This is a genomic window from Peterkaempfera bronchialis, assembly GCF_003258605.2.
Lineage (GTDB): Bacteria > Actinomycetota > Actinomycetes > Streptomycetales > Streptomycetaceae > Peterkaempfera > Peterkaempfera bronchialis.
In genome coordinates this window covers 2,087,981-2,112,961 of the sequence record NZ_CP031264.1, presented here as the reverse complement: position 1 = coordinate 2,112,961, position 24,981 = coordinate 2,087,981, and the positions used below count along the sequence as shown (strand labels likewise).

Genomic DNA, 24,981 nt, shown 5'->3' with positions numbered 1-24,981 from the left:
CGGACAGCACCCGGCCCCGGCCCTCTCTCCAGGAGGGCCGGGGCCGGGTGCGGTTGGGCGTCAGCCCTTGCCGAGGTCGCGGCCGACGGCCGACTCGCCGCGGGTACGGGGTGCCCGCGCCCTGGCGCCGTCCAGCGGACGCGCCGCCAGCGACTGCGGGGAGTCCGGATTGGCCAGCGCCGACGGCGGGGCCGCATCGCCGCCCGGCACCGGCCGGTCCGGGTCGGGGGAGGCCGTCACCCCGTCGTCCTTGAGCCTGACCCCGGCGTCGTCGAAGGCCGTCTTCAGCCGGGCCCGCAGCGAGCGGGCGACCAGGCCCGCCTTGCCGGGCATCGTCCGGGCCTCCACCCGCAGCACCACCGAGTCGGCCGCCACCGATTCCACGCCCAGCACCTGCACCGGCTCCCAGAGCAGTTCGTCCCACGGCGTGGACTTCGCCATCTCCTCCGCCGTCGCCAGGATGATTGCCTGCACCCGGTCCAGGTCCTCCCGGTAGCCGACCTGCACATCGATGACGGCCGTCGACCAGCCTTGACTCATATTGGCGATCCGCTTGACCTCGCCATTGCGCACGTACCAGATCTCGCCGTCGGCGCCGCGCAGCTTGGTCACCCGCAGGCCGACCTCCAGCACCGTGCCGGTGGCCACCCCCGCGTCGATCTCGTCGCCGACGCCGTACTGGTCCTCCAGGATCATAAAGACACCGGAGAGGAAGTCGGTCACCAGATTCCGCGCCCCGAAGCCGATCGCCACCCCCGCCACCCCGGCGCTGGCCAGCAGCGGAGCCAGGTTCACCCCCAGCGCGGAGAGCACCATCAGGGCGGCGGTGCCCAGGATGGCGAACGAGGCCATGCTGCGCAGCACCGATCCGATGGCCTCCGAGCGCTGCCGCCGCCGCTCGGCGTTGACCAGCAGCCCGCCCAGCCGGCCGGTGCCGGTGGCGGACTCCTCCGCGCCCCGCGTCATCCGCGCGATGAGCTGGGTGATCAGCTTGCGCACCACGGCCCGCAGTATCAGCGCCAGGAAGACGATGAAGACGATCCGGACGCCGCCCGCCACCCACCCCTGCCAGTTCTGGTCCACCCAGCCGGCCGCGTCATTGGCGCTCTGCTGCACCTGGGTCAGGCTGGTCGGGGTGTTGCCCAGCAGCCCGCCGTCGGCGGGGTCGGGGGAGGGGGACCCGGGCAGGGAGGACGGTGACGGGGAGGCGTCTGCGGCGAGCAGGAGGCCGGCGCTGCCGGACCAGGACACGGCGGGAACCCTTCGGTGCGGGGGCGTTGCAGGGGTTCACCCTACCGGCGGTACGCGAATCCCCCGCCCGGCTGGGGACGCTGCGTGACCAAGCCGGTGCGGAACGCCGCCATCCGGACGTGAACCGGGCGTCCTCGCTGGGCATATCGGATGTGGGTGAACACACACCCGGTCCGTTACCTGGGATTGGTGGCGCCGTGGGGAGGCATACGGCGACACTGAGGGGAGATCGCGTAGCGATACGCGACCAGCCGCTCGTCCCGGCGCGAGCCACGCGCCGTAGGCGTACAAGGAGGCATCCGTGCCGCATGTCCTCGTCCTCAACGCGTCGTACGAGCCACTCGGCGTCGTATCGATGCGCCGCGCACTCATCCTCGTCCTCAACAACAAGGCGGTCAGCCTGGAGGACTCCGGGATCACCATGCACAGCGCCACCAGCGCCGTCACGGCGCCGTCCGTCGTCCGACTGACCCGCTTCGTGCGGGTCCCTTTTCGTGGCCCCGTACCTCTCACCCGCCGGGCGCTCTTCGCCCGCGACAACGGCCGCTGCGTCTACTGCGGAGCCGCGGCCACCAGCGTGGACCATGTGGTCCCGCGCAGCCGGGGCGGCCAGCACCGCTGGGACAACGTGGTGGCGGCCTGCCGCCGCTGCAACCATGTGAAGAGCGACCGCCACCTCTCGGAGCTGGGCTGGCGGATGAACCGACCACCCGCGCCACCCACCGGACTCGCCTGGCGCATCATCGGCACCGGGCACCGGGATCCGCGGTGGCGCCCCTACCTCGAACCGTACGGCGGCCGGGACCAGCTCGCCGAGTCCGGCCATCCGGACCGCGCCGGCGCCCCCGGCCAGCCGCCCATCCCCCTCGACCGCTCCCCCCATGGGCGGACCCTCCACGACCGCCGCGGTGAGCCTGCGCAGCAGCTCTCCGCCTGACCCCGCTGCCCGGTCGCTCGGCCGACGAGGACCGGCACGGCACGCCTCATGGGCCGGCGGCGCATCCGCAAGGGACGCGCCGTCGGCCCGCCGCGTTTCCGCCAGGCGGGAATGGTCAGGCGGGAATGGTCAGGTGGGAATGGCCAGGCACCGCCTACGGCAGGTCCGTGGTCTCGGGGGCGGGGGCCACCGCGTCCGGAGCGTCCACGGCGTCCGGGGGGACGGCGGCGAACGGCGAGGCGGAGGCGAAGGGCGTCGCGGAGGTGAAGGGCGGGGCAGCGGCGCCGTCCGCCAGGTCCGGACCGACCGGCGGCGCGGGGGGCGTGGCGGACGCCAGGGGCGTCCCGCCGCCGACCGGGCGGTCCACCGCATATGCCTCCACCGAGGAGAGCGAGTAGCCGAACCGGTTGGCCGCCAGCACGCCCTGGACGCGGACGAACCGGGTCCCCGGGGCGTCCAGGCGGACGGTCTCGGTGCCGCCGTGCCCGTCCTCCACGGTCGCGGCGGCGGTCCAGGACACCCCGTCCGGCGAGGTCTCCACCCGGTACGCGACCGCATAGGCGTTCTGCCAGCTCAGTACGGCGTCGCTCTGCCAGTGCAGGATGACCGAGCCCAGCCGGGCCGGCTCGGCCAGCTCCAGCTGGAACCAGGAGTCGTCGCCGCCGGAGGAGGCCCAGCGGGTCTCCGGGTCGCCGTCCACGGCAGCGGCGGCCGGATGGTCGTCGCGGTCCCCGGAGGAGGTGGCGGTGGCGGTCCGGGCCAGGTCCGGCCCGGAGACCGGCGGGACCACCCGCACCTGGAGCACCTCGTCCACGGTCCGGCCGCCCGATGTGAACGACACCGGAACCCGGTAGACCCCGCTCGGCGTGCCCGCAGCGGCGGAGACCGCCAGCGGCACCGCCAGCCGACCGCCGCGCGGCACCGTGACGGCGGCCGGGGCGGAGGCGGTCAGGCCCTTGGCGTCCTTCGGCAGCCGCACGGTGAACTGCCCGGCCGCCGCACCCGCCAGGGTCGCCTCCAGGGTGGCGCTCGCGGTGGCCGGCTGCGGGGCGCCCGCCACCACGTCCAGCGTGCTGCGCGACACCTCCAGCCGGGCGACCGGGGAGTCCGCGTACCAGGGGACGATCTCATTGACGACCGGCGCCTCGCCGCCGTACGCCCAGGTCAGCCGGAGCGCGTCGACCTGCCGGCCGTGCCCGGCCAGCTCGGTGTAGCCGGGCCGCACCGCGCCCAGCCGGACCCAGCCGCCGTCCGGCTTCCGGGCCTCGACCACCGCCTCGGTGTTCACCGCCGGGTCGGTCAGCACCGACACCCGGTCCAGCGGGCGGGTCGCCCCCAGGTCCACCACCAGCTGCCGGTCGTCGGCGCCGGGTGCCGAGGCCGCCCGGTACGCGGTGTCCGCGTCGCCGTCCACGACCGCCGCCACCGAGGAGCCCGGCGCGGCCGGCGGTCCCCCGCTGACCGTCGGCTGCTCGGCGCCCGGCGCCGTCACGGTGAACTCCCGCACCGCGACCGTGGTCTCCTGCGCCTCGGTGGCGCGCAGCCGCACATAGCGGGCGACGGTGCCGGCCGGCAGCGCGGCGGAGACCGTCCTGGTGCCCGAGACCTCGGTGATCCGGTGCCAGCCGCCGTTGCCGGTGGAGTACTCCAGCACCGCCTGGTGCAGATAGCCGTCGTCGACGTCCTCCCCGGCACCGGACGGCGCCGCCGTGGACCCGCCGCCGACCGGGACGTCGTCCGGCGAGTCGCCGGAGGCGTCGCCTGCCGGGTCCTGCGAACCCATCTGCACCACGACCCGGCCCACCGGCCGGTCGGCGCCGAGGTCGACCCCCACCGAGTCGTCCCGCTGCGGCGGCGCATCGCTCCAGAAGAACGTCCGCGGGTCGTCGTCGGTCATCATCGCCGCACCGTGCCCGGGCTCCGGCCCCATGGTGGTGGTCGCCCGCGCCGCCGAGCCGCTCACCCCGGACCAGCTGTCGGCGGTCTTCAGCACCCGCTTCAGGAACGGGTCAAGCACCCCCGCGCCGACCGTCGCCGACCCGCCGGCGATCTCCGCCGTCAGGCCGCGCAGCTCCAGCCGCGCCCGCCAGGCCGCCGCGCCGTCCCCGCTGCGCTGCGCCAGCAGCATGTCCACCGCCGAGCGGCCGGCCTTCCCGTACCGGGCGAGCTGCTCCAGCCACGGCCCTGCCTCGTCGGCCAGCGCCCCGGCCGCCACCGGACGCAGCGCCTCCGGGGCCTGCTCCATGGCGGTGAAGGCGTCCCGCAGTGCGTCGGCCGCCTCGGCCAGCCGCTCCGCGTCGACGTCGGCGGGCTTCTTCCGCTGGACCGGCTTCCCCTGGCCCGGCTTCCCGTGGCCCGACTTCCCCGGGCCCGGCTGCTCCTTGGCCGACGGCATCACGGTCGGCTCCACCGCCGACCAGAAGCGTTGCAGCAGCGGCAGCAGATACGCCGACTCCTGGGTGGCCAGCGGCGAGGAGGAGCTGTTGCCCGCCAGCGTCCGCAGCGCCTCGTCGGCCGCCCCGGACCCGCCCGCCAGCGCCCGCAGCGCGCCCCGCCAGGAGTCCTGCGGGCGGTACCCGGCGGGGTTCCAGGCGTAGTCGGCGGCGGTGAAGAGCGCGATCCGGGAGGCGACCGGCTGCTCCATCGCATTCACCAGCAGCGCGGCGGAACCGGTGGCCACCCCCGCCTCCCGGCCGGTGTACGGGCCGAGGTAGAGCCGGTCCTCGGACCAGTCGTTCACCGGGTAGTTGTCCATGGTGACCAGCGGATGGGCGAGCACCGCCTCGGTGTCCCGCAGCTGGTCGGCGGTGATCCGCTCCGGCACCACGCCGACACCGGTCCACGCCACCTGCGCGGCCGGTGGCAGCGCCTTCGCCAGCGCCTCGCGGTACGGCGTGGCACCGCGCTGGTGGTACTCGGTCGGCATCACCGACAGCGGCGCCAGGCCCTGCCCGGCGTGCCCGGCCGCGAACCGCTCCAGCACCTTGGTGACCAGCTCGCCCTGCGCCCTGGCCGCCGCCTCCGGGCCGGTGCCATAGGCGTTGCGGTCCGCCCGGCAGTGCCACTCCTCGTACGACACATCCTGGAACTGCAGCTGGAAGGCGCGGAAGCCCAGCCCCCACAGCGACTCCAGCTTGCCGACCAGCGCCCTGACGTCGTTCTCGGAGGTGTAGCAGAGCGACTGGCCAGGGGAGAGCGCATAGCCGGGCACCACATGGTTGCGGGCGGCGCGCTCGGTCAGGGTGCGCAGCTCGGTCTGCCGGGCCGCCGGGTACGGCTCCCGCCACTGGGAGAGCCGGTAGGGGTCGTCACCGGGCGCGTAGAGATAGGAGTTCTGCTTGGTCGCGCCCAGGAAGTCGATCTCGGAGAGCCGCTGCTCCGCCGTCCACGGCCGGCCGTAGAAGCCCTCGACCGTGCCGCGCACCCGGGTCGACGGCCAGTCGCGGACCGTCACACCCGGCAGCCCGCGCCCCGCCTCCGCCGTCTGGCCCTGCCCCGCCGGTACCGCCGTCACCAGCTGACGGAGCGTCTGCGCCGCGTTGAACGTCCCCTCGCCGTCCACCCCGGCCAGCACCACCGCGCCATACGCGCCGCCGCCGGACGCAGCGAGCTGACCCGCCGACAGCACATAGCCGCCGGCCGGCAGCCCGGACGGCGACGGCGCGGAGGTGTCCGCGCGGCCCGCCGCCATCGCCAACTCCCGCAGCACCCGGTCGGTCTGCCCGTCGGCACCCTCGGCGATACCGCCCACCAGCACCAGCAGGCTCCCGGCGGTCGGCGCCGGGGCCTGCCGGGCCACGGACACCTCCTCGGCTCCGGACCCGCGCAGCACCTCGCGCACCACGTCCAGCGCACCGGGGTCCGCCTGCGGCGCGGCCACCACCGCCACCCGGCGGGGGACCGTCACCGCCCGCCCGGCGGCCTGCTGGTCCTGCGGGCGGGGGAAGACCTCGGGGACCGCCACCGTGCTGCGGGCCTGCTCTTGCCCCTCCACCGCCACGGCGGAGGTGCCGCCGCCGTCCCGGCCCGCCGCTGCGGCCGGCTGCGCCCCGGCGACCAGCCCGCCCACCACGGCGGCGGCCGACAGGGCGGCGGTCGCGCGCAGGGCCGCCCGGCGGCCCCCGGGGCGCGGCGACGGCTGCTGCTGTCCGGTCCGGTCCGCGGCGGCGCGCTCCTCGCGGACCCGCTCCAGCAGCGGCTCGGTGCCCTTGAGGTCGGCAATCAGCCGGTCGGCGGTCAGCGGGGCGAGCCGCCGGGCGGTACGGGCGGTGGTCCGGCGGGCGGCCAGCGCGGCGGGGTGGTACAGCGCATCGCGCAGGGCGGCGCTGCGCTCCAGATGGCGGCGGAGCTGAAGCCCCGCCACCGCGGGCACCGAGAGGCGGGTCGGCACGGGTCCTCCTCGCAGCGGGTCGTCCAGCGGCCGGCGATCCGCGCACGGCAGGCCAGGCGGCCTTGTGGGCCACCCGGTGCAGCATACGGATTCGCCAAGAGCCCACCATTCGGACGGCAGGGGTGTCAACGTCCCCGACACCTATGCCGGATTTATGAGGGATTGTCATGTGATGCCGACGGCACGCCGACCTCGATCCGGCGGTGGGCTCGGCCTCTGGGCTGGCCTCCGGCTGGGCGGTTGGCCCGGCCTTTGGCCTGGCCTCCGGCTTGGTGGTTGGCCCGACTCCTGGTCCGACCTCCGGCGCGGCCTCCGGCTTGACCGTTGGCCCGGATCCTGGCTCGGCGGTTGGCCCGGCCCCGGGGCGGCCGTTGACCCGAGCGGGGAAGAAGCGGGGGCGGCGGGGCGTGCCGGAGTGCCGGGCGAGGTCAGGCGGGGTAGGTGTCTTCCCGTCACCCGTTCCCGTACGGCGTCGCCGACCCCGGAGGAGCCCGACGTTGGCCGCATCCCTCGACAGTGCCGCAGCGCCCGACGACCGTACGCACCAGCCGGACGCCCAGCCGTTCCCGGAGGGCCTCGCCGAACTGGCCCGGGCACACGGCGTGGACACCTCCTACGACCCCGGCGGCGGCCGGGTCGCCGTCTCCGAGGAGACCCTGGTCGCGGTGCTCGCCGCGCTCGGCGTGGACGCCGCCACCCCGCAGGCCGTACGCGCCGCGCTGGAACGGCACCGGCACGGCGCGGCAGCCCGGCTGCTGCCACCGTGCGTGGTCGCCCGGGCGGGCCGCCCGGTGGCGGTCGCGGTACCGGCCGGCGCCGAGCTGTGGGTGGAGCTGGAGCAGGGCGGCGCCCGGCCGGTGGCGGCCAGCAGCGGCACCCATGCCCGGGTGCTCCCGCCCGACCTGCCGCTGGGACGGCACACCCTGCACGCCCGGCTGCCCGACCGTACGGCCGCCGTCCCGCTGGTCGTCGCCCCCGCGCGGCTCGCCCTGCCGCCGGGCCGCAGCTGGGGCTTCCTGGTGCAGCTCTACTCGGTGCTCTCGCAGCGCTCCTGGGGCATGGGCGACCTGGCCGACCTGGCCGATCTGGCGCAGTGGTCCGGGCATGCCCTCGGGGCCGGGTTCGTCCAGGTCAACCCGCTGCACGCGGCGCTGCCCGGCACCCCCTCCGACCCCTCTCCCTACCGCCCCTCCTCACGGCGGTTCGCCGACCCGGTGCACATCCGGGTGGAGGCGGTGCCCGAGTACGCCTATCTGCCGCCCGAGGCCCGGCAGCAGGCCGACCGGCTGGCCGCCCGGGGCGCCGCGCTGCGCACCGGCGTCCTGGTCCAGGAGGGCCTGATCGACCGCGACGCCACCTGGGTGCTCAAGCGCGAGGCGCTGGAACTGGTCCACCGCATCCCGCGCAGCGTCGGCCGGGAGGCCGCCTACCGCGCCTTCCTGGCCCGCGAGGGCGCCCGGCTGGAGGACTACGCCACCTGGTGCGCCCTCGCCGAGCTGCACGGCGGCAACTGGCGGCGCTGGCCCGAGGAGCTGCGCGACCCGGCCGGGCCCGCCGTGGTCCGGGCCCGCGAGGACCACGCCGAGGCGGTGGAGTTCCACCGCTGGCTCTGCTGGGTGGTGGACGACCAGCTGGCCGCCGCGCAGGCGGCGGCCACCGGGGCGGGCATGCCGGTGGGCCTGGTGCACGACCTGGCCGTGGGCGCCCACCCGGACGGCGCCGACGCCTGGGCCCTCCAGCGGTTCCTGGCCGAGGGCATCTCGGTCGGGGCCCCGCCGGACGCCTTCAACGCCCACGGCCAGGACTGGGGGCTGCCGCCGTGGCGCCCGGACGCCCTGGCCGAGTCCGGCTACGCCCCCTTCGCCGACCTGCTGCGCGGCGCGCTGCGGCACGCCGGGGCGCTGCGCATCGACCATGTGATGGGCCTCTTCCGGCTCTGGTGGGTGCCCGAGGGCCTGCCGCCGACCCAGGGCACCTATGTCCGCTACGACCAGGAGGCGATGCTCGGCGTGCTCGCCCTGGAGGCGCACCGGGCGGGCGCCTCCGTCATCGGCGAGGACCTGGGCACCGTGGAGCCGGGCGTCCGGGAGGAGCTGGCCGAGCGCGGCATCCTGGGGACCTCGGTGCTCTGGTTCGAGCGCGACTACGGCCCGGACGGCTCCGGTGGCCCGCTGCCGCCGGAGCGCTGGCGGGAGCTGTGCCTGGCCACCCTCACCACCCATGACCTGCCGAGCACCGCCGCCCGGCTGTCGGGCGAGCATGTGGAGCTGCGCCACCGCCTGGGCCTGCTGGCCCGGCCGCTGGAGGAGGAGCAGGCCGAGGACGACGAGGAGCGCGAGGAGTGGCTGGGCGAGCTGGCCCGCGAGGGGCTGCTGTCGGTCCCGCCGTACGGGGAGGGCCCGGCCGCCGACGAGGACACGCCCGACCGGGGACCGCATCTTCCGGAGGCCGTCGCGGCGCTCCACCGCTATCTGCTGCGCACCCCGGCCCGGCTGGTGGGGGTCTGGCTGCCGGACACCCTCGGCGACCCGCGTCCGCAGAATCTGCCGGGCACCTGGGACCAGTACCCCAACTGGCGGCTGCCGGTCGCGGACGCCGCCGGGCACCCCGCCTCCCTGGAGCAGCTGGCCGCCGCACCCCGTACGGCGGAGCTGGCGGCGGTGCTGGCCGGCCTCGATCGGGCGGCGCGACGCTGAGGCGCAGCGGACACCCCGGCGCACGGCTCCGGGGCCGGGCGAGCTACCGTAGGGGACGTGGACAAGAGGAATGCCCTGCGTGCCGGTGCGGTCTCGGCCGTCGCCACGCTGATGATGCTGATGTCGTCCCCCGCCTTCGCCCTGATCCGGGACGACGGCGACGAGCCGGGCGGCGGCCTGAGCGTGGGCGAGACCGTCGGCCTGTACGTGGTCATCCCGATCGTGGCCTTCCTGGTCATCGCCGGTCTGGTCATGCTGCCCTCGATCACCGGCAAGAAGAAGTCCTGACGCGACCGCCGAGCGCCGCCGGGTCCGCCCGGCGGCGCTGAGCCATGCCCGGGGTCAGCCCACGTCCGGGCCGGGCCGTGCGGCCGCCGGGGTCTCGACGATGCCGCGCAGCAGCGCCGTACGCTCCTCCGGGCCGTCCGCCGAGAGCAGCGCGGCGACCACCGCGATCCGCGCCTGACCGGCCCGCAGCGTCCCGGTGAGCACGGCCCCGGCGGCGGCCAGGTCGACCGCTCCGCCGTTGGTGTAGATCGGGGTGACCGGGCCGGCCGGAACCCGGGTGGTGACCGCCACCAGCACCCCCGCCCGTACCGCGCGCGCCACCGCCTCGGTGAACTCCGGGGTGGCGTTGCCCGCGCCCGTGGCCACCAGCACCACGCCCCGCGCGCCCGCCGCCACCGCGGCGTCGAAGAGCAGCGGGTCGGCGTCGCAGTGGTGCATCACCATGTCCACCCGAGGCGTGGCGGCGTCGGCGTCGGGAAGGCGCAGGCCCTCCCGGCGCGGTGCCCGCGGCAGCGGGGTGACCGTACCGAAGCCGACCTTGCCCAGCGGTGCGCCGGAGGGGTCGGCGAAGGCGTCGGCCGCCAGGGTGTGCGTCTTCACGGTGCCCCGGGCGGCGTGCACCAGCCCGTCGAAGACCACCAGCACCCCGGCGCCGTGCGCCAGCGAGGCGGTGAGCAGTGCGTCGTAGAGGTTGCCCGGCGCGTCGCCGTCGGGGTCGTCCAGCGGGCGCTGCGCGCCGGTCAGCACGACCGGGCGCGGGTCGCGGTGGTAGAGGTCCAGCAGGAAGGCGGTCTCCTCCAGGGTGTCGGTGCCATGGGTGACCACCACCCCGTCGACGGCGGGGTCGGTCAGCACCTCCCGTACCGCGTGCACCACGGCCAGTTGGTGGGCGGTGGTCAGCCGGGGGCTGTTGACGGTGAAGAGGTCCACCACCCGGACGGTGACGCCGTCCGGTACCGGGGCGGCCGAGAGGACTTCCTCTCCGGGGGCTTCGGCGGCGTATCCGGTGCCCTGCCACCGGCTGGCGATGGTGCCGCCGGTGCTGACCACGACGACGTTCCGCTGGTGCTTCTGTTCCACATGGGCAAGAATATCCGGATTATTGCGGCACATGATTGCCCATGCGGCCGCTCTTGGGCCGTTGGGCGGCAGAAGGATGCGCTGTGGACGCGATCGACAGAAGAATCTTGCGCGAGCTCCAGGCCGACGGCCGGCTGAGCAACCATGACCTCGCCCGGCGGGTGGGCCTGTCGCCCTCGCCGTGCCTGCGGCGGGTCCGCCGGCTGGAGGAGGACGGGGTGATCCAGGGCTACCGCGCCGAGGTGGACCCGGCGTCGGTGGGCCGGGGGTTCGAGGTCTTCGTCACCGTGGAGGTGCGGCGCGACCGCGAGGCGGTGGAGGCGTTCGAGGCGGAGGTGGCGACCATCCCGGAGGTGGTCGAGGCCTACCGGCTGTACGGGGCGCCGGGCTGCCTGCTGCGGATCGCGGTGGCGGACAGCGACGCCTTCGAGCGGTTCTGGATCGAGCGGTTGACGGCGCTGCCCGGGGTCCATGAGGTCAACTCGCAGATGATCATGAAGCGGATCAAGGACCCGTCCGGCCTCCCGGTCGACTGAACCGGGTCACCGGGCCGCCGGGCCGCCGGGGGCCGGACGCGGTCCGGGGCGCCCTCCGGGTGGAGGGCGCCCCGGACCGGAGGCGTGGCGCGCGGCGGTCAGACGGCCGCCGGAACCCGGTCGCCGCCCACCCGGCCGCTGTCGGCTGCCAGTGCGGCCTCCCGGCGGGCGCGCAGCCGGGAGATGGAGAGGATGCCGACCGCCGAGACCGCCATCAGCATGGCCGCCACCGGCCAGTAGCTACCGCCCGCCGCCGCCGACAGCGAGGCGGCGATGAGCGGGGAGAACCCGCCGAAGACCAGGTTGCACACCTGGTACGAGAGCGAGATGCCGGTGTAGCGGACCCGGGCGTCGAACCCCTCGGCCAGGATCGCCGCCATCGGCCCGTACAGCGCCGACATGGTGAACCGCATGGCGACCATCGCGCCCCAGATCAGCAGGGTGCTACGGGTGTGCAGGGCCAGGAACTGCGGCACCGCCAGCACCACCACGCCCGCGAGCCCGGCGATCACCACCGTGTGGGCGCCGATCCGGTCGCCGAGCCAGGAGAGCCAGGGGGTGACCAGCAGCTCCACGAAGGCGGCCAGGGTGAGGCCGTTGAGCAGCATCGACTGCGAGATATGGACATGGTCGTCGGCGTAGGCCAGCAGATAGCTGGTGACCAGGTAGTAGCCCCCGGTCGCGGTGGCCAGGCCGAAGACGCCCAGCAGCACGGTGCGCCAGTCCTTCTGGAGCACCTCCACGATCGGCAGCCGGTCGTCGGTGGTCCGCTGCTCCTGGATCTCCGCCATGGCCGGGGACTCCTCCAGCCGCAGCCGGATCACCAGGCCGACGATCACCAGCACCGCCGACAGCAGGAAGGGCACCCGCCAGCCCCAGCTGTGGAAGGCGCTGCTGCCGAAGAGGTTCATCAGGCTGAAGGCGCCGGTGGAGAGCAGCGCGCCGACCGAGGAGCCGAGCTGGGCGAAGGAGCCGAAGAAGGTGGCCTTGCCCTTGGGGGCGCTCTCCACCGCCACCAGTACCGCGCCGCCCCACTCGCCGCCGATCGCGATCCCCTGGACCAGCCGCAGCACGATCAGCAGCGCGGGTGCCCAGGCGCCGATCTGCGCATAGGTGGGCAGCAGGCCGATGCAGAAGGACGCGACGCCCATCATCAGCAACGTGGTGACCAGGGTCTTCTTGCGGCCGATCCGGTCGCCGATGTGGCCGAAGACGATGCCGCCGAGCGGCCGGAGCAGAAAGCCGACCGCGAAGGTGCCGAACGAGGAGAGGGTGCGCAGCAGCGGGGGCATGTCCGCCGGGAAGAAGACGTCATTGAAGACGATCGCCGCGGCGGTGGCGAAGGCGTAGAAGTCGTACCACTCGATCGAGGTGCCGACGAGGGCGGCGAGCGCCGCTCTTCGCGGGTTGGCAGCACTGGTGCTGGGTTCCGCCATGGGGGCCTCCGGGCAGGGTGGGGGACGGGCTGGGGGAGGGCTGGGGGGAAGGCTCGGGGAGGGGGAGCGGCCGGGTCAGCGGCCGGCGGCGGCCCAGGCGCGGCGTCCGCCCACCCAGGTCTCGCGGACGGCGATGGAGCGCAGCTCCTCGGCGGGGGTCTGCGCCGGGTCGGCGCTGAGCACGGTGAAGTCGGCCCAGGCGCCGGGGGCCAGGGTGCCGACGGAGTGCTCCAGGTGCAGGGCGCGGGCGGCGTCGGCGGTGTGGGCGCGCAGCCCCGCCGCGACCGGCAGCCGCAGCGAGGCGTCGCCGAGTTCGGTGCCCAGCACGGTGCGGCGGGTGGCGGCGGCGTACACGGCCTCCAGCGGCGCGGGCGGGGCGACCGGGGCGTCCGAGCTGAAGACCACCGGGACGCCGGCGTCGGCGCAGCGCCCGGCCGGGTTGTAGCGGTGGCCGAGGTCGCCGACGGCGGCCAGGGTGCCGTCGCCGGTGCGCAGGTGGTGCTGCGGCTGCATCACGGGGACCACGCCGAGCGCGGCCATCCGGTGGACCTGCTCGTCGGTGGGGAGGCCGCAGTGCTCGATGCGGTGCCGGGCGTCGGGGCGGTCCAGGTCGGCCTGGGCCTTCTCGACGGCGTCCAGCACCATGCCGATGGCGTGCGGGGACTGGGCGTGGGTGGCGGTCTGCAACCCGGCGCGGTGGGCGCGGGCGACCAGCTCGGCGTACTCCTCGGCGGTGTGGTAGAGCTGCCCGTGGTGGCAGCAGTCGGCGGCGTACCCCTCGGGGAAGTAGGCGGTCCAGCCGCCGAGGGTGCCGTCGGCGTAGAACTTCACCCCCTGGACGCGGAAGAGGTCGTCGCCCAGGGCGCGGACCAGGCCGAGGTCCAGGGCGGTGTCCAGCAGGGCGGAGGTGAGGTACGCCGAGACCCGCATCCGCAGCTCGCCCGCGTCGCGCAGCCGCAGATAGGCCCCCATCTCGCGGCGGGACGCCTGGGCGTCGCCGACGGTGGTGACGCCGGCCGCGAGGAAGACGTCCTGGGCGTGCCGCAGCTGGGCGGCGAGCACCGCCTCCGGCTCGTCGAGGTGGAAGTTGGGGCCATGGTTGCCGATCTTGATGCCGTCCGGGCCGGTGATCAGGTCGCAGGCGGCGTCCCAGAGCTCGCCGTTGGGCTCGCCGTCCGGGAAGCGGCCGATCCGGCCGCCCTCGGGCTCGGCGGTGGCGGCGGTGATGCCGTGCAGCCGCAGCGAGGCGGAGTTGACGACGCCGCCGTGGCCGGAGGCGTTCATCACATAGACCTCGCGGTCCTGGGCGACGCGGTCCAGGTCGTGGCGGGTGGGGTGGCGGCGCTCGGCCAGCCGGCGGTGCTCGTAGCCGAAGGCGCGCAGCGGGACCCCGGCGGGCAGCTCGCGGGCGGCCTCGGCGAGCACCCGGACCAGGGTGTCGAGGTCCGGGACCCGCTCCGGCCGGACGTCGACCCAGGCCAGCGCCTGCCCGTACATCACCGGATGGCAGTGGGCGTCCACAAAGCCGGGGTGGACCACGCCGCCGTCGAGAGCCACCTCCTCGTCGACCCGGCCGAGGGCGGCGCGGGCGTCCTCCCGGCTGCCGACGTGCAGGACGCGGCCGCCGCGTACGGCCAGTGCCTCGGCCCTGGTGCCGTCGGCGGCGGCCACGGTGGCGCCGGTCACCAGCAGGGTGCGGTCGTTGTCGTGCATGGGGGTGTGCCTGCTTCCGTTCCAGGGGATGGCGATACGGCCGCAGCGAATGTGCAGCGCGGACGATTCGTTGGCGCAGACACTAGAGGGCAATCGTTTCGATTGCCAGATCTGAGCGCAATGAACTTTTCGACCATCACCTGTCTATCTCGCGGACGAATCGTCAGTGGCGACCCGGGGTGGCCGTGTGCTGCACCTTTCGGCCGAGGTCATACCGCTCCTTGACCAGCTCCAGATGGAGCCAGCTCTCCACCGACCGCACCCCCGGGCAGGCCCGGACCGCTTCCAGTGTGCGGCGTACGGCACCGAGCGACTCGGCGGTCACCGTCCCCACCAGGTCCGCCGAGCCCACACAGGCGGAGAGGTAGGAGACCTGCGGCCAGGAGGCGATCCGCTCGGCCGCCCCCGCCGCCGCGCCCTCCAGCCGTACCGCGAAGCCGCAGAGGAACCCCAGTCCGAGCACCTCCGGCCGCACCAGCGCCACCACCCGGGCCACCCCGCTGTCCATCAGCCGCAGCGTCCTGGCCCGGGTCGCCCCCGGAGAGAGCCCCACCCGCTCGGCGAGGTCGGCGAACGGCAGCCGGCCGTCGAGCTGGAGGATGTCCAGCAGATGCCGGTCCACCTCGTCCAGCGACCCGTCGGCCGGCGCGGCGGGCATCAGATACGGGTCCTTGATCACCCGGGTGTAGACCTGCGCCTGCACCCCCTCCACCCCCGGCAGCGCCCGGACCCGGTCCAGCACCTCGGTCAGCGCGGGGAAGTCGGCCGCGCGCAGCTCGGCCACCACCGGGCGGCGCCCCGCCGCCAGGGTGACAAACGGCGCCTGCGGCAGCGCCGCCACCGCCCGGGCGACCGGCTCGGCCTCGCCCCGGACGTCGATCGACACATGCCCCGAGGCGGTGACCCCCTGCACGGCCGGGTGGACGATGGCCACCACCCGCAGCGCGCCCGAGTCCAGCAGCCGCTGCACCCTGGCGCGCACGGCGGGCCGCGACAGGCCGACGCGCTGCGCCAGCGTCTCGTACTGAAGCCGGCCGTCCGCCTGGAGCTCCCGTACGACCTCCCGGTCGACGTCGTCCAGGCCCGTGCTCTCCAGATCCACCCCGAGGCTCCCTCTCGCTCGCCCGCCGGCCGGCCCGCATGTCGGCCGGACCTGGCCATTCTGCGCCACCCGGCACCCTGCGCGGGCTGCCGTCCAGGCCGATCAAGGGCCATGCATGGACAAAAAGACAGCCGAAACGTAAGTTCCTAGCGTCCAGCACGTTCGAACCATCTGCGGAGCAGTTCATGTCCCCACCCGTAGCCGTCTTCACCGACCTGGATGAACTCGACCCGGCACCCGGCGTCGACCTGCTCACCGAAGCCGGCTTCGAGGTCCGGATCGCCGACGGCCCCGACCCGGACTCCATCGTGCGGGCAGCCGCCGACGCGGTCGCCCTGCTCGTCGGCTACGCCGCCGTGGACGCCGCCCTGCTCGACCGGCTCCCGGCGGTACGCATCCTGGCCACCCTCTCCGCCGGCTACGACCACATCGACACCGAGGCCGCCCGGGCCCGGGGGATCTGGGTCTGCAACCTCCCCGACGCCGCCACCGAGGACGTCGCCGTCCACGCCTTCGCCTCCGCACTGGCCCTGGTCCGCCGGCTCCCCCAGGCCGACGCGGTGGTGCGCGGCGGCGGCTGGAACCAGGACTTCACCGAAGTGCCGCGCCGCGCAAGCGAACTGACCCTCGGCCTGGTCGGGCTCGGCCGGATCGGCAGCCGGGTCGCCGACCTCGCCGCACCGGTCTTCGGCACCGTCGCCGGCTACGACCCGCGCGGCCGCACCGACCATCCCGCCCATGTGCGGCAGCTGGACCTCGACCGGCTGATCGAGACCAGCGACGTACTCTCCCTGCACCTCCCGCTCACCGACTCCACCCGGGGTCTGATCGGCCGCGCCGAACTCGCCCGGATGCCGCACGGCGCCGTGCTGGTGAACGTCTCCCGGGGCGGGCTGGTCGACCACACCGCCCTGCTGGAGGCGCTCGACGGAGGACGCCTCGCCGGAGCCGCACTGGACGTCCTGCCGCAGGAGCCCCCCGCGCCCGACGACCCGCTGCGCACCCACCCCAGGCTGCTGCTCTCCCCGCACAGCGCCTTCCTCAGCGACGCCAGCCTGCGCGCCTATGTGGAGCGGCCCGCCGCCAATGTCGTCTCCTGGCACCGCACCGGCCGCCCGCTCACCCCCGTGACCGAAGGAGTCCCCGCATGACCGAGCTGCTGACCGGCACCGGCACCGCCGACCGCGCCGCCGACGCGGCGGAGGAACTGCGGCTGCGTCGCGAACTGGCCGCCGTCTACCGGCTGGTGGCCCACTTCCGGATGACCGACCTCATCTTCACCCATATCTCGGTCCGCCTCCCCGGCCCCGACCACCACTTCCTGATCAACCCCTACGGGCTGCTCTTCGAGGAGATCACCGCCTCCAACCTGGTCAAGATCGACCTGGCCGGGAACGCCGTCGAGGAGACCCCGTACCGGGTCAACCCGGCCGGCTTCGTCATCCACAGCGCCATCCACGCCGCCCGCCCCGACGCCCACTGCGTCCTGCACACCCACACCAAGGCCGGCTGCGCCGTCGCCGCCCAGCGGGACGGGCTGCTGCCGCTCAACCAGATGTCCATGGAGTTCCACAACCGGGTGGGCTACCACGACTACGAGGGCATCGCCCTCAACCTCGCCGAGCAGCAGCGGCTGGTCGCCGACCTCGGCGGCCACCCCGCACTGATCCTGCGCAACCACGGACTGCTCACCGTCGGCGAGACCCCGGCCCAGGCCTTCCTGCGGATGTACTACCTGGAGAAGGCCTGCGAGATCCAGGTCACCGCCCAGGCCGGTGGCGCCCCCCTGACGATCCCCTCCCCCGAGGTCTGCGAGTACACCGCCCAACAGCTCAGCGGCACCGCCGACGCCGACTTCCAGGACGACGACGCCTACGACCTCGCCTGGGCAGCCCTGCTACGCCTGGTCGACCGCATCGCCCCCGACCACCGCAACTGACCCCACTCAGCCGAACGCCTCGGATCAGGCGTCCCAGATCAGACGGCTCTTGTCGAGCCCGGCGGCGTGGGAGGCGGCTTCCGCCTCCGGGGTGGCCTTCAGCCGCCTGGTCCCGGGCTTCCAGCGGTGGCGGCGGAACGCCTGGAGGGGAACAGCCCGGTCGGTGGGGGACACCACCCCGCCGTAGCGCAGATCGCCGGCGAACCGCACGGCCGAGGTGTTACCGGGAAGGCTGCGCAGCTGCCAGAAAAGATGGTTGAGCCTCATCAGCGGCCAGGGAGTGCCATCCGGCTTGAGCTGTTGGACCGACTCCTCCGGGACCACCGCCCTGGGGTTCAGCAGCCGTCGGCGGTCGTCGGTGGAGCACCCGGGCCAGGTTCGAAACGCCCGTCGTCCACGCCGTCCTTCGCCGTCCCCAGGGTCCCGGCCTGCTGTGCGCTCTCGGTGTAGCCGGTGCGGGCGGCGCCGACGTGTGGCGCAACAGCATACTGCCGGTGGGGCGGGCCGCTATGGCCCGCCCCACCGGCAGTTGATGGAACGTCAGGGTTACTCGGCGGCGTCCACCGAGGTCTCGCAGACCAGGCGGCGGTGGTGGTCGACGGTGCGCTCGGGGCCGGTGAGGCGGAGCGGCAGCGTCTGCCGGATGTCTCCGGTGGAGGCGCCCAGGCGCAGTTCCAGCTCGCCCGGCTCGACGATCCGGCGTCCGGCCAGGCCGGTGAAGGAGGCCAGGTCGGCGTGGAAGCGGAACCGCACCCGCCGGGCCTCGCCGGCGGCGAGCGGCACCCGGGCGTAGCCGACCAGCCGGACATCGGGCCGGGTGGTCTGGGCAACCGGGTCGTGCAGGTAGAGCTGGACCACCTCGGCGCCGTCCCGGTCACCGGTGTTGCGCACCGTCAGCTCCACGTCGACGGCGCCGTCGGTCGCCATCTCGCTGCGGTCCGCCTCGGCCGGCTCCCAGTCGAACGCGGTGTAGGAGAGCCCGTGCCCGAAGGGGTAGAGCGGGGTCGGGTCCAGGTTGCTGACCCCGCCCGCCAGGCCCAGCGGCGGCTGGAGGTACGTCCACGGCTGGCCGCCCGGCCCGTACGGCACGCCGACGGGCAGCCGGCCCGACGGGTTGACCCGGCCGGACAGCACCCCGGCCAGCGCCGGTCCGCCCTCCTCGCCGGGGAAGAACGCCTGGACCGCTCCGGCCAGCCGGTCCGCCCAACGGCCGAGTGCGTACGGACGGCCGGTCAGCAGCACCAGCACCACGGGGGTGCCGGTGGCCAGCAGCGCGTCCAGCAGCTCGCCCTGTACGCCCGGGAGCGACAGGTCGGCCGCGTCGCAGCCCTCGCCGGAGGTGCCGCGCCCGAAGAGCCCGGCCCGGTCGCCCAGCACCGCGACGCAGGCCTCCGCCTCGCGGGCCAGCGCGACGGCTGCCTCGATGCCGGAGGTGTCGTCGCCGTCCACGTCGCAGCCGGGGGTGTGGGTCACCGCCGCGTCGGGGAACTCCGCGCCGACCGCCTCCAGCAGGGTGGGGATGGCGACGCCGAGCGGCACATCGGGGTGCGAGACGCCGACGTGGCTGGGGAAGGAGTAGCAGCCCAGCATCGCCAGCGGGTCGTCGGCGCGCGGGCCGACCACCGCGATCCGGGCGCCGGCGGGCAGCGGCAGCGTCCCGCCGGGGTTGGCGAGCAGGACGCAGGACTGCTCGGCCAGCAGCCGGGCGACGGCCCGGTTCTCCGGCGGGTCGAGGTCGACGGTGCCGCGCGCCTGCTCCGGGTCGGCGTCGTCGTACTCTCCGCCGAGCGCGGTCGGCAGCGGCGACCAGTCGCGGTCGAGCAGGCCCAGTTCGCACTTCTGCACCAGCACCCGGTGCAGGGCGCGGTCGACCAGCTCCTCCGGGACGGAGCCGTCCCGGACGGCGCCGATCAGCGCGTCGCCGTAGGAGCGCACGGTGGGCAGCTCCACGTCGACCCCGGCGGTCAGGGCGAGGCGGGCGGCGTCGGCGCGGTCGCCGGCGACCCGGTGCAGGGTCTCCAGGAAGCCGATGCCGAAGTAGTCGGCGACCACGGTGCCGGTGAAGCCCCAGGTGTCCCGGAGCAGGCCGGTGAGCAGGGTGGGGTCGGCGGCCGCGGGCACGCCGTCGATCTCGGCGTAGGAGTGCATCACCGAGCGGGCACCGCCCTCCTGCACGGCGGCCTCGAACGGCGGCAGGATGACGTCGGCCAGCTCCCGGACGCCGGCCCGCACCGGGGCGAGGTTGCGGGCGCCGGCCGAGGCGGAGTACCCGGCGAAGTGCTTGAGGGTGGCGACGATCCCGGCGGACTGGAGCCCCCGGACATACGCGGTGCCGATGGTGGCGACCAGGTAGGGGTCCTCGCCGATGGTCTCCTCCACCCGGCCCCAGCGCAGGTCGCGGATCACATCCAGCACCGGGGCCAGGCCCTGGTGGACGCCGACCGACCGCATGTCGCGGCCGATCCGGTGGGCCATCTCGGCGACCAGCGCCGGGTCCCAGGCGGCGCCCCAGGCCAGCGGCACCGGGTAGGCGGTGGCGCCCCAGGCGGTGAACCCGGCCAGGCACTCCTCGTGGGCGAGCGCCGGGATGCCGAACCGGTTGGCGCTGGTGATCCGCCGCTGGGCACGGGCCAGCGCCACCGCGCCGACCCCCGGGTCCACCGGCGCGGTGCCGAACGGCCGGGTCAGCTGTCCCAGGCCCCGGGTGGTCAGCTCGTCCAGGTCCACCGGGTCGACCATGTCGTTCTGGTGTGGGGCCACCCCGTCGCCGTCGGCGTCGGCCCCCACCCAGACCCCGTAGAGCTGGGCGGCCTTCTCCTCCAGGGTCATCCGGCCGATCAGGTCGGCGACCCGCGCCGCGGGCGCGAGCGAGGGGTCCCTCCAGGGACCCTCCGCTGTAGCCGTCTCGGCGGCCTCCGCGGGAGCGTGCGGGGTGGGGTGGATTGCCATCGGGCAGGGGTTCCTCTCGTGAGTGGCGTGATGCGGGCGGCGTGGGGGTGTTATTTGCCGCCGACCCCCATCAGGCCGTTGATCAGGGCACGCCGGGCGACGAGGTAGACGGCGAAGATGGGCACCACGGAGAGGACGACCGCCGCCAGCACAGCAGGGATGTTCACACCGAACTGGCTCATGAAATTGAAGAGGCCGAGGGTCAGCACATGCTTCTCCTCCGACTGGGTGAGGATCAGCGGGAAGAGGAAGCCGTTCCACGCCTGGAGTGCGGAGAAGATCGCCACCGTGCTGATACCGGCCTTGGAGAGCGGTACCGCCAGCTGGACCAGCATGCGCAGCGGTGTGGCGCCGTCCAGCGCCATCGCCTCGTACAGCTCTTCGGAGACATCGCGCATGGTGCCGCTGAGCACCAGCACCGCCACCGGCATCGCAAACGCCGCGGTGGGCAGGATGATCGCGGGCAGCGTGTCGTACAGCCCCATTTTGCCGATCAGCAGATAGAGCGGCACGATCACCGCCTGGGCGGGGATTGCCACGCCCAGCAGGAAGACCCGGAACGCCAGCGACGACCAGCGGTTGCGGGTGCGCACCGCGACATACGCCACCGGGACGGAGAGCACCACCACGATGGCGACCGTTGCCACGGCCACGATCGCGGTGTTGCTCAGCAGCGTGAAGAAGCCGCTGTGCAGCACGGTGTTGTAGTTGTCGAGCGTGGGGTGGGTGGGGAAGGCCAGCGGGTCGCCGTCGAGCGCCTCGTCCTGGCGCATCAGCGACGAGGAGATCATCGTGTAGATCGGCACCACCACGATGACCAGCCAGACCAGCGAGCCCAGACCGGCCAGCGGGTTGCCCCGGAGCCGCCACCGGGGGCGGGGGGCAGCGGCGACGGTGCTGGGGGAGGCGGATGTCACGGACGGCGCCGCGGCGCGGGTTTCGGTGTCCATCTCGTCACATACCTTCCCGGGTGGAGCGCATGGACCCGAAGCCGCTGAAGCGGACCAGCACCAGCGAGAGACCGGTGGCGACGATGACCAGCGCGGTGGCGATGGTGGCGGCGTAGCCGAGGTCGTAGGTCTGGAATCCGGTCCGGTACATCAGGTACGGCAGGACCGTGGTGTCGGTGCCCGGACCACCCTTGGTCATGATCAGCACGGTGTCGAAGTAGGTCAGCGAGCCCACGATCATCAGCACCGAGGAGGTGGTGATGGTGTTGCGCAGCTGCGGCAGCGTGATGTGGAAGAACTGCCGCACCATGCCGGCGCCGTCGATCGACGCGGCCTGGTAGAGGACCTCCGGGATCTGCCGGGCGCCGCCCTGGTAGATCAGCGTGTGGAACGGCATGAACTGCCAGCCGCCGACGAAGGCCACGGTGAGCAGCGCGCCGGTGGAGTTGCCCATGATGTTGGGGTCGATCCCCACCCAGGGGCCGATTGTCTTGATCACGCCGAAGTTGGGGTCCAGCAGGGCGTGGAAGAGCATGGCGATGGCGGTGCTGGAGAGCAGCAGCGGGATGAAGAAGATCGCCGACAGCACGGCTCGGCTGCGCTGCCGCCCCGCCGCCCAGACTCCCAGCAGCAGCGCCACCGGCGTCTGGAAGGCCCAGCTGATGGTGGTGAGCAGGAAGCTCAGCCAGATCGCCTGCGTGAACTCGGGGTCCTTGAACAGCCGGGTCCAGTTGTCCAGGCCGGTCATGGTCGGCGAGTTGAGGCCGTCCCAGTTGCAGAACGAGAGGTAGACGGCGAGTGCCAGCGGGACGATCGCGAAGACGGCGAAGAAGAGGATGCCGGGGAGGGCCCAGGCGACGTGCGGGCGGCCGACATTGCTGCCGGCCGCCGCGCTGCCTCCCCGCTTCTTCGTCAGCGGAGTTGCGGTGGACATCGTTACTTGACGGCCTTCATGGCGTCGACGAACTGCTCAGGGGTGGACTGCCCGGCGAACAGCTTGCTGATCTCGGTGAGCAGCGGGCTGGCGTACTTGGCCTCCAGCGCCTGGTCCCACGAGAGGGTGAAGCTGGGGGCCTTCTCGACCAGGTTGTACTGGAAGGTCGCGAACTCCGGGTTGGGCGAGGTGTTCAGCAGGTCGCCCGCGTTGGACGAGGTCGGGATGTCGCCGTTGTCGACCAGGGCCTTGGTGTACTCCGGCGCAGCCATGGTCTTCAGGAACGCGATGGCGGCGTCCTTGTGCTTGGTCTTGGCGTTGATCGACCAGTAGTTGGTGGGGTTGCCCACCACGTCGGCCGCGTCGCCGACGCCGCCGGCCACGGTCGGGAACGGGGTCCAGGCCAGGTCGTTCTTGGCGAAGTCGGGGGCCTTGCCCAGCTGGGTCGAGTACTCCCACGAACCCATCAGGTGCATGGCGGCCTTGCCCTTGCTGAAGAGCGTCGGGGCGCCGCCGTTGCCGTAGTCGACCGAGGTGAAGTTCTTGCCGAAGGCACCGCCGTCGACGAGCTGCTTGACGGTCTGGGCCGTCTTGAGCACCGCCGGGTCGCCCCAGCCGGAGGTGTCACCGTCCTGGATCTTCTTGAAGACCTCCGGGCCGGCGATCCGGTCCAGCAGGTACTCCAGCCACATCAGCTCAGGCCACTTGTCGGAGCCACCGAGGGCGAAGGGGGTGATGCCCTTGGACTTGAAAGTGGTGATGTCCTTCTGAAGGTCGTCCCAGGTCGCCGGCGGCTGAAGGTTGTACTTGGCGAAGAGGGTCTTGTTGTAGAAGAGGATCACCGGCTGCATGCCGCGCATCGGCACGCCGTAGATCTTTCCGTTGAGGCTGCCGGCCTTCATGATCGACGGCAGGAAGCCGTCCTTCAGGGTCGCGTCGCTCTCGACGGTGGAGGTGAGGTCGACCAGCTGGTTGGCATCGACATAAGGCTTGATGGAGCCGCCGCCCCAGTTGAAGAAGATGTCAGGAGCGTTGGGCGAGCCCATCGCGCTGCGCAGCTTGTTGACATAGTCGGTGCCGGGCACCTTGATGAGCTTGACCTTGACCTTGGAGGTCTTGTTGAACGTGTCGACGGCAGCCTGCTGCACCTTCACAGCGTCGTCGCCGTAGACATAGGCGGTGAGGGTGCCCCCGCCGTCACCGCCGCTGTCCTTGCCGTCGCTCCCCCCAGAGCCGCATCCGGCCAGCACCGCTGCCATCGCCATCGCAGCGGCTGCCGCGGTCCATCGGCCCGTACGCGCGCCGTTGCGGAGAATGCCCGACCCCATGACTTGCACCTCTGTCGAATGTTTCGGGTAGTACTACGAATGTTGCCGGAACCGTACGGGTGTGTATCGGGCGCGTCAAGGGGGTAGGAGGAACTATCCGCCAGCTCGGAGGGGGCTTGAGCTCAGCGGACGGAGGGCTACCATCCCTCCATGAGTGCCGCAGAGGTCCAGTCCCGCCAGGAGGAGCCACCGTCCGTCCATGTGTCGGAGGGTGGTGCCACGTTGGCCGAGATCGCTCGTGCCGCGGGGGTCTCGGCTCCGACAGTTTCGAAAGTGCTCAATGGGCGGGCCGATGTCGCCCCGGCCACCCGCAGCCGGGTGGAGGAGCTGCTGCGCCGTCACGGCTACCGCCGCAGGCGGGGCGGCGCCCAGCAGTCCCAACTGCTCGACCTGGTCTTCCACGAGTTGGAGAGCGCCTGGGCGATGGAGGTCATCCGGGGCGTGGAGAACGTCGCCCGGCAGGAGGGCCTCAGCCTGGTGCTCTCCGAGAGCGCAGGGCGACTGACGCCGGGTCAGACCTGGGTGGACGCGGTACTGGCCCGCCGTCCGGCGGGGGTGATCCTGGTCCTCTCCGATCTGGACTCGGCCCAGCGTACCCAGTTGACGAGCCGTGACATACCGTTTGTGGTGGTGGACCCGGCCGGCGACCCCGGCGACGAGGTGCCCTCGATCGGGGCCACCAACTGGCACGGCGGGCTCGCGGCCACCCGCCACCTGGTGGAGCTGGGGCACCGCCGGATCGGCGTGATCGGCGGCCCCTCCTCGATGATGTGCAGCCGGGCCCGGATCGACGGCTACCGCGCGGCCCTGGAGACCGCGGGCGTCGCCTTCGACCCGAGGCTGGTCCGGGACGGCGACTTCCACCACGAGGCCGGCTATGCCTGCGGGCTGGAGCTGCTGCGGCTGCCGGACCCGCCCACCGCCGTCTTCACCGGCAACGACCTCCAGGCGCTCGGCCTCTACCAGGCCGCCCGCGAACTGGGTCTGCGCATCCCCGAGGACCTCAGCGTGGTGGGCTTCGACGACCTGCCGCTGGCCCGCTGGGTCGGCCCGCCGCTCACCACCGTGCGCCAGCCGCTCACCGAGATGGCCGAGGCCGCCGCCCGGCTGGTGCTGGACTTCGGCCGGGGCCGCCAGCCCGGCGTCACCCGGGTCGAGTTGGCGACCAGCCTGGTGATGCGGAGCAGTACCGCCCCGCCGGCCCGCTGACGCCGTACCGCCGCGACCGCCGAAACACCACCGAAACCAGAGCCGGAGCCACCGCCGAAACCACTGCTCAGAGCACCGCTGAACCCCCGCCGAAGCCCCCTTGGCGCCACCGCCGACGCTCCGCCGGAACCTTGGCGGCCCTGCTTGCGCAGATGTATTGACGGTCCCGCAGACGGAGCCGTAACGTCTCCGAAGCAGATCGGGAACATGGCCGAAAGTTTCGAGCACATCGGCCCTCACGAT

The 24,981-nt window shown here is 73.6% G+C and carries 17 protein-coding genes and 1 pseudogene; 7 read left to right on the top strand and 11 right to left on the bottom strand.

The window, feature by feature from the left end:
- Positions 1-60: 60 nt before the first annotated feature.
- A complete protein-coding gene (locus tag C7M71_RS09240; protein ID WP_229758629.1) occupies positions 61-1,251 on the bottom strand; it encodes a mechanosensitive ion channel family protein in 1,191 nt (396 codons plus the stop codon).
- Positions 1,252-1,552: 301 nt separating this feature from the next.
- Here C7M71_RS09240 and C7M71_RS09235 point away from each other — a divergent pair.
- Positions 1,553-2,065, top strand: a pseudogene (locus C7M71_RS09235) (HNH endonuclease); the annotation flags it as partial.
- Positions 2,066-2,342: 277 nt separating this feature from the next.
- On the opposite strand, the gene C7M71_RS09230 reads toward C7M71_RS09235, so the two are convergent.
- Entirely contained in the window at positions 2,343-6,578 is a 4,236-nt protein-coding gene (locus C7M71_RS09230) for a beta-N-acetylglucosaminidase domain-containing protein (protein WP_229758628.1), read from the bottom strand.
- 497 nt (positions 6,579-7,075) lie between these two features.
- On the opposite strand from C7M71_RS09230, the gene malQ reads away from it, so the two are divergent.
- Positions 7,076-9,274, top strand: coding sequence for a 4-alpha-glucanotransferase (gene malQ, locus C7M71_RS09225; protein WP_114914277.1), 2,199 nt, complete (start codon positions 7,076-7,078; stop codon positions 9,272-9,274).
- A gap of 57 nt (positions 9,275-9,331) precedes the next feature.
- Positions 9,332-9,562 carry a hypothetical protein gene (locus C7M71_RS09220; RefSeq protein WP_111494595.1) on the top strand — a complete coding sequence of 77 codons (231 nt, stop codon included), beginning with the start codon at positions 9,332-9,334 and terminating at the stop codon, positions 9,560-9,562.
- A gap of 54 nt (positions 9,563-9,616) precedes the next feature.
- On the opposite strand, the gene C7M71_RS09215 is transcribed toward C7M71_RS09220, so the two are convergent.
- Complete coding sequence (locus C7M71_RS09215; RefSeq protein WP_407675877.1) at positions 9,617-10,642, bottom strand: asparaginase; 1,026 nt, start codon at positions 10,640-10,642, stop codon at positions 9,617-9,619.
- Between the two features lie 83 nt (positions 10,643-10,725).
- Here C7M71_RS09215 and C7M71_RS09210 point away from each other — a divergent pair, with 83 nt between their 5' ends.
- A complete protein-coding gene (locus C7M71_RS09210) occupies positions 10,726-11,178 on the top strand; it encodes an Lrp/AsnC family transcriptional regulator (RefSeq protein WP_111494599.1) in 453 nt (150 codons plus the stop codon).
- A 98-nt stretch (positions 11,179-11,276) separates the two neighbouring features.
- Here C7M71_RS09210 and C7M71_RS09205 read toward each other — a convergent pair whose 3' ends face one another.
- From C7M71_RS09205 to C7M71_RS09195, 3 genes are all read right to left on the bottom strand, one after another.
- The gene (locus C7M71_RS09205) at positions 11,277-12,614 is read right to left on the bottom strand and encodes an MFS transporter (RefSeq protein ID WP_111494601.1); all 1,338 of its coding nucleotides are present in this window, start codon (positions 12,612-12,614) and stop codon (positions 11,277-11,279) included.
- Positions 12,615-12,689: 75 nt separating this feature from the next.
- The gene (locus tag C7M71_RS09200) at positions 12,690-14,327 is read right to left on the bottom strand and encodes an amidohydrolase (RefSeq protein WP_114914276.1); all 1,638 of its coding nucleotides are present in this window, start codon (positions 14,325-14,327) and stop codon (positions 12,690-12,692) included.
- A gap of 163 nt (positions 14,328-14,490) precedes the next feature.
- Complete coding sequence (locus C7M71_RS09195) at positions 14,491-15,429, bottom strand: Lrp/AsnC family transcriptional regulator (protein WP_229758627.1); 939 nt, start codon at positions 15,427-15,429, stop codon at positions 14,491-14,493.
- A 185-nt stretch (positions 15,430-15,614) separates the two neighbouring features.
- Between C7M71_RS09195 and C7M71_RS09190 the strand changes: the two genes are divergently transcribed.
- On the top strand, positions 15,615-16,580 hold the full coding sequence (locus C7M71_RS09190; RefSeq protein ID WP_111491068.1) for a C-terminal binding protein: 966 nt from the start codon (positions 15,615-15,617) through the stop codon (positions 16,578-16,580).
- Entirely contained in the window at positions 16,577-17,368 is a 792-nt protein-coding gene (locus C7M71_RS09185; protein ID WP_111491069.1) for a class II aldolase/adducin family protein, read from the top strand. The genes C7M71_RS09190 and C7M71_RS09185 overlap by 4 nt, the downstream gene beginning before the upstream one ends.
- Positions 17,369-17,392: 24 nt before the next feature.
- Here the strand turns inward: C7M71_RS09185 and C7M71_RS09180 are convergent, their stop codons facing one another.
- The 5 genes from C7M71_RS09180 to C7M71_RS09160 form a co-directional block, all read right to left on the bottom strand.
- Positions 17,393-17,635, bottom strand: a complete 243-nt coding sequence (locus tag C7M71_RS09180) for a hypothetical protein (RefSeq protein WP_162824193.1) — start codon at positions 17,633-17,635, stop codon at positions 17,393-17,395.
- Positions 17,636-17,914: 279 nt separating this feature from the next.
- Entirely contained in the window at positions 17,915-20,317 is a 2,403-nt protein-coding gene (locus C7M71_RS09175; RefSeq protein ID WP_111491071.1) for a beta-xylosidase/alpha-l-arabinosidase, read from the bottom strand.
- Positions 20,318-20,367: 50 nt separating this feature from the next.
- Entirely contained in the window at positions 20,368-21,267 is a 900-nt protein-coding gene (locus C7M71_RS09170) for a carbohydrate ABC transporter permease (RefSeq protein ID WP_111491072.1), read from the bottom strand.
- Between the two features lie 4 nt (positions 21,268-21,271).
- On the bottom strand, positions 21,272-22,201 hold the full coding sequence (locus C7M71_RS09165) for a carbohydrate ABC transporter permease (protein WP_111491073.1): 930 nt from the start codon (positions 22,199-22,201) through the stop codon (positions 21,272-21,274).
- A gap of 2 nt (positions 22,202-22,203) precedes the next feature.
- Positions 22,204-23,466 carry an ABC transporter substrate-binding protein gene (locus C7M71_RS09160; RefSeq protein ID WP_229759085.1) on the bottom strand — a complete coding sequence of 421 codons (1,263 nt, stop codon included), beginning with the start codon at positions 23,464-23,466 and terminating at the stop codon, positions 22,204-22,206.
- A gap of 213 nt (positions 23,467-23,679) precedes the next feature.
- On the opposite strand from C7M71_RS09160, the gene C7M71_RS09155 reads away from it, so the two are divergent.
- A complete protein-coding gene (locus C7M71_RS09155) occupies positions 23,680-24,738 on the top strand; it encodes a LacI family DNA-binding transcriptional regulator (RefSeq protein ID WP_111491075.1) in 1,059 nt (352 codons plus the stop codon).
- Positions 24,739-24,981: the final 243 nt, after the last annotated feature.

What these genes read in the sequence shown, in the direction of transcription:
- C7M71_RS09205 (WP_111494601.1), bottom strand. Translation starts at nt 12,614, where the DNA reads ATGGCGGAACCCAGCACCAGTGCTGCCAACCCGCGAAGAGCGGCGCTC.
- C7M71_RS09200 (WP_114914276.1), bottom strand. Translation starts at nt 14,327, where the DNA reads ATGCACGACAACGACCGCACCCTGCTGGTGACCGGCGCCACCGTGGCC.
- C7M71_RS09190 (WP_111491068.1), top strand. Translation starts at nt 15,615, where the DNA reads ATGTCCCCACCCGTAGCCGTCTTCACCGACCTGGATGAACTCGACCCG.
- C7M71_RS09185 (WP_111491069.1), top strand. Translation starts at nt 16,577, where the DNA reads ATGACCGAGCTGCTGACCGGCACCGGCACCGCCGACCGCGCCGCCGAC.
- C7M71_RS09180 (WP_162824193.1), bottom strand. Translation starts at nt 17,635, where the DNA reads ATGAGGCTCAACCATCTTTTCTGGCAGCTGCGCAGCCTTCCCGGTAAC.
- C7M71_RS09175 (WP_111491071.1), bottom strand. Translation starts at nt 20,317, where the DNA reads ATGGCAATCCACCCCACCCCGCACGCTCCCGCGGAGGCCGCCGAGACG.
- C7M71_RS09170 (WP_111491072.1), bottom strand. Translation starts at nt 21,267, where the DNA reads ATGGACACCGAAACCCGCGCCGCGGCGCCGTCCGTGACATCCGCCTCC.
- C7M71_RS09165 (WP_111491073.1), bottom strand. Translation starts at nt 22,201, where the DNA reads ATGTCCACCGCAACTCCGCTGACGAAGAAGCGGGGAGGCAGCGCGGCG.
- C7M71_RS09160 (WP_229759085.1), bottom strand. Translation starts at nt 23,466, where the DNA reads ATGGCGATGGCAGCGGTGCTGGCCGGATGCGGCTCTGGGGGGAGCGAC.
- C7M71_RS09155 (WP_111491075.1), top strand. Translation starts at nt 23,680, where the DNA reads ATGAGTGCCGCAGAGGTCCAGTCCCGCCAGGAGGAGCCACCGTCCGTC.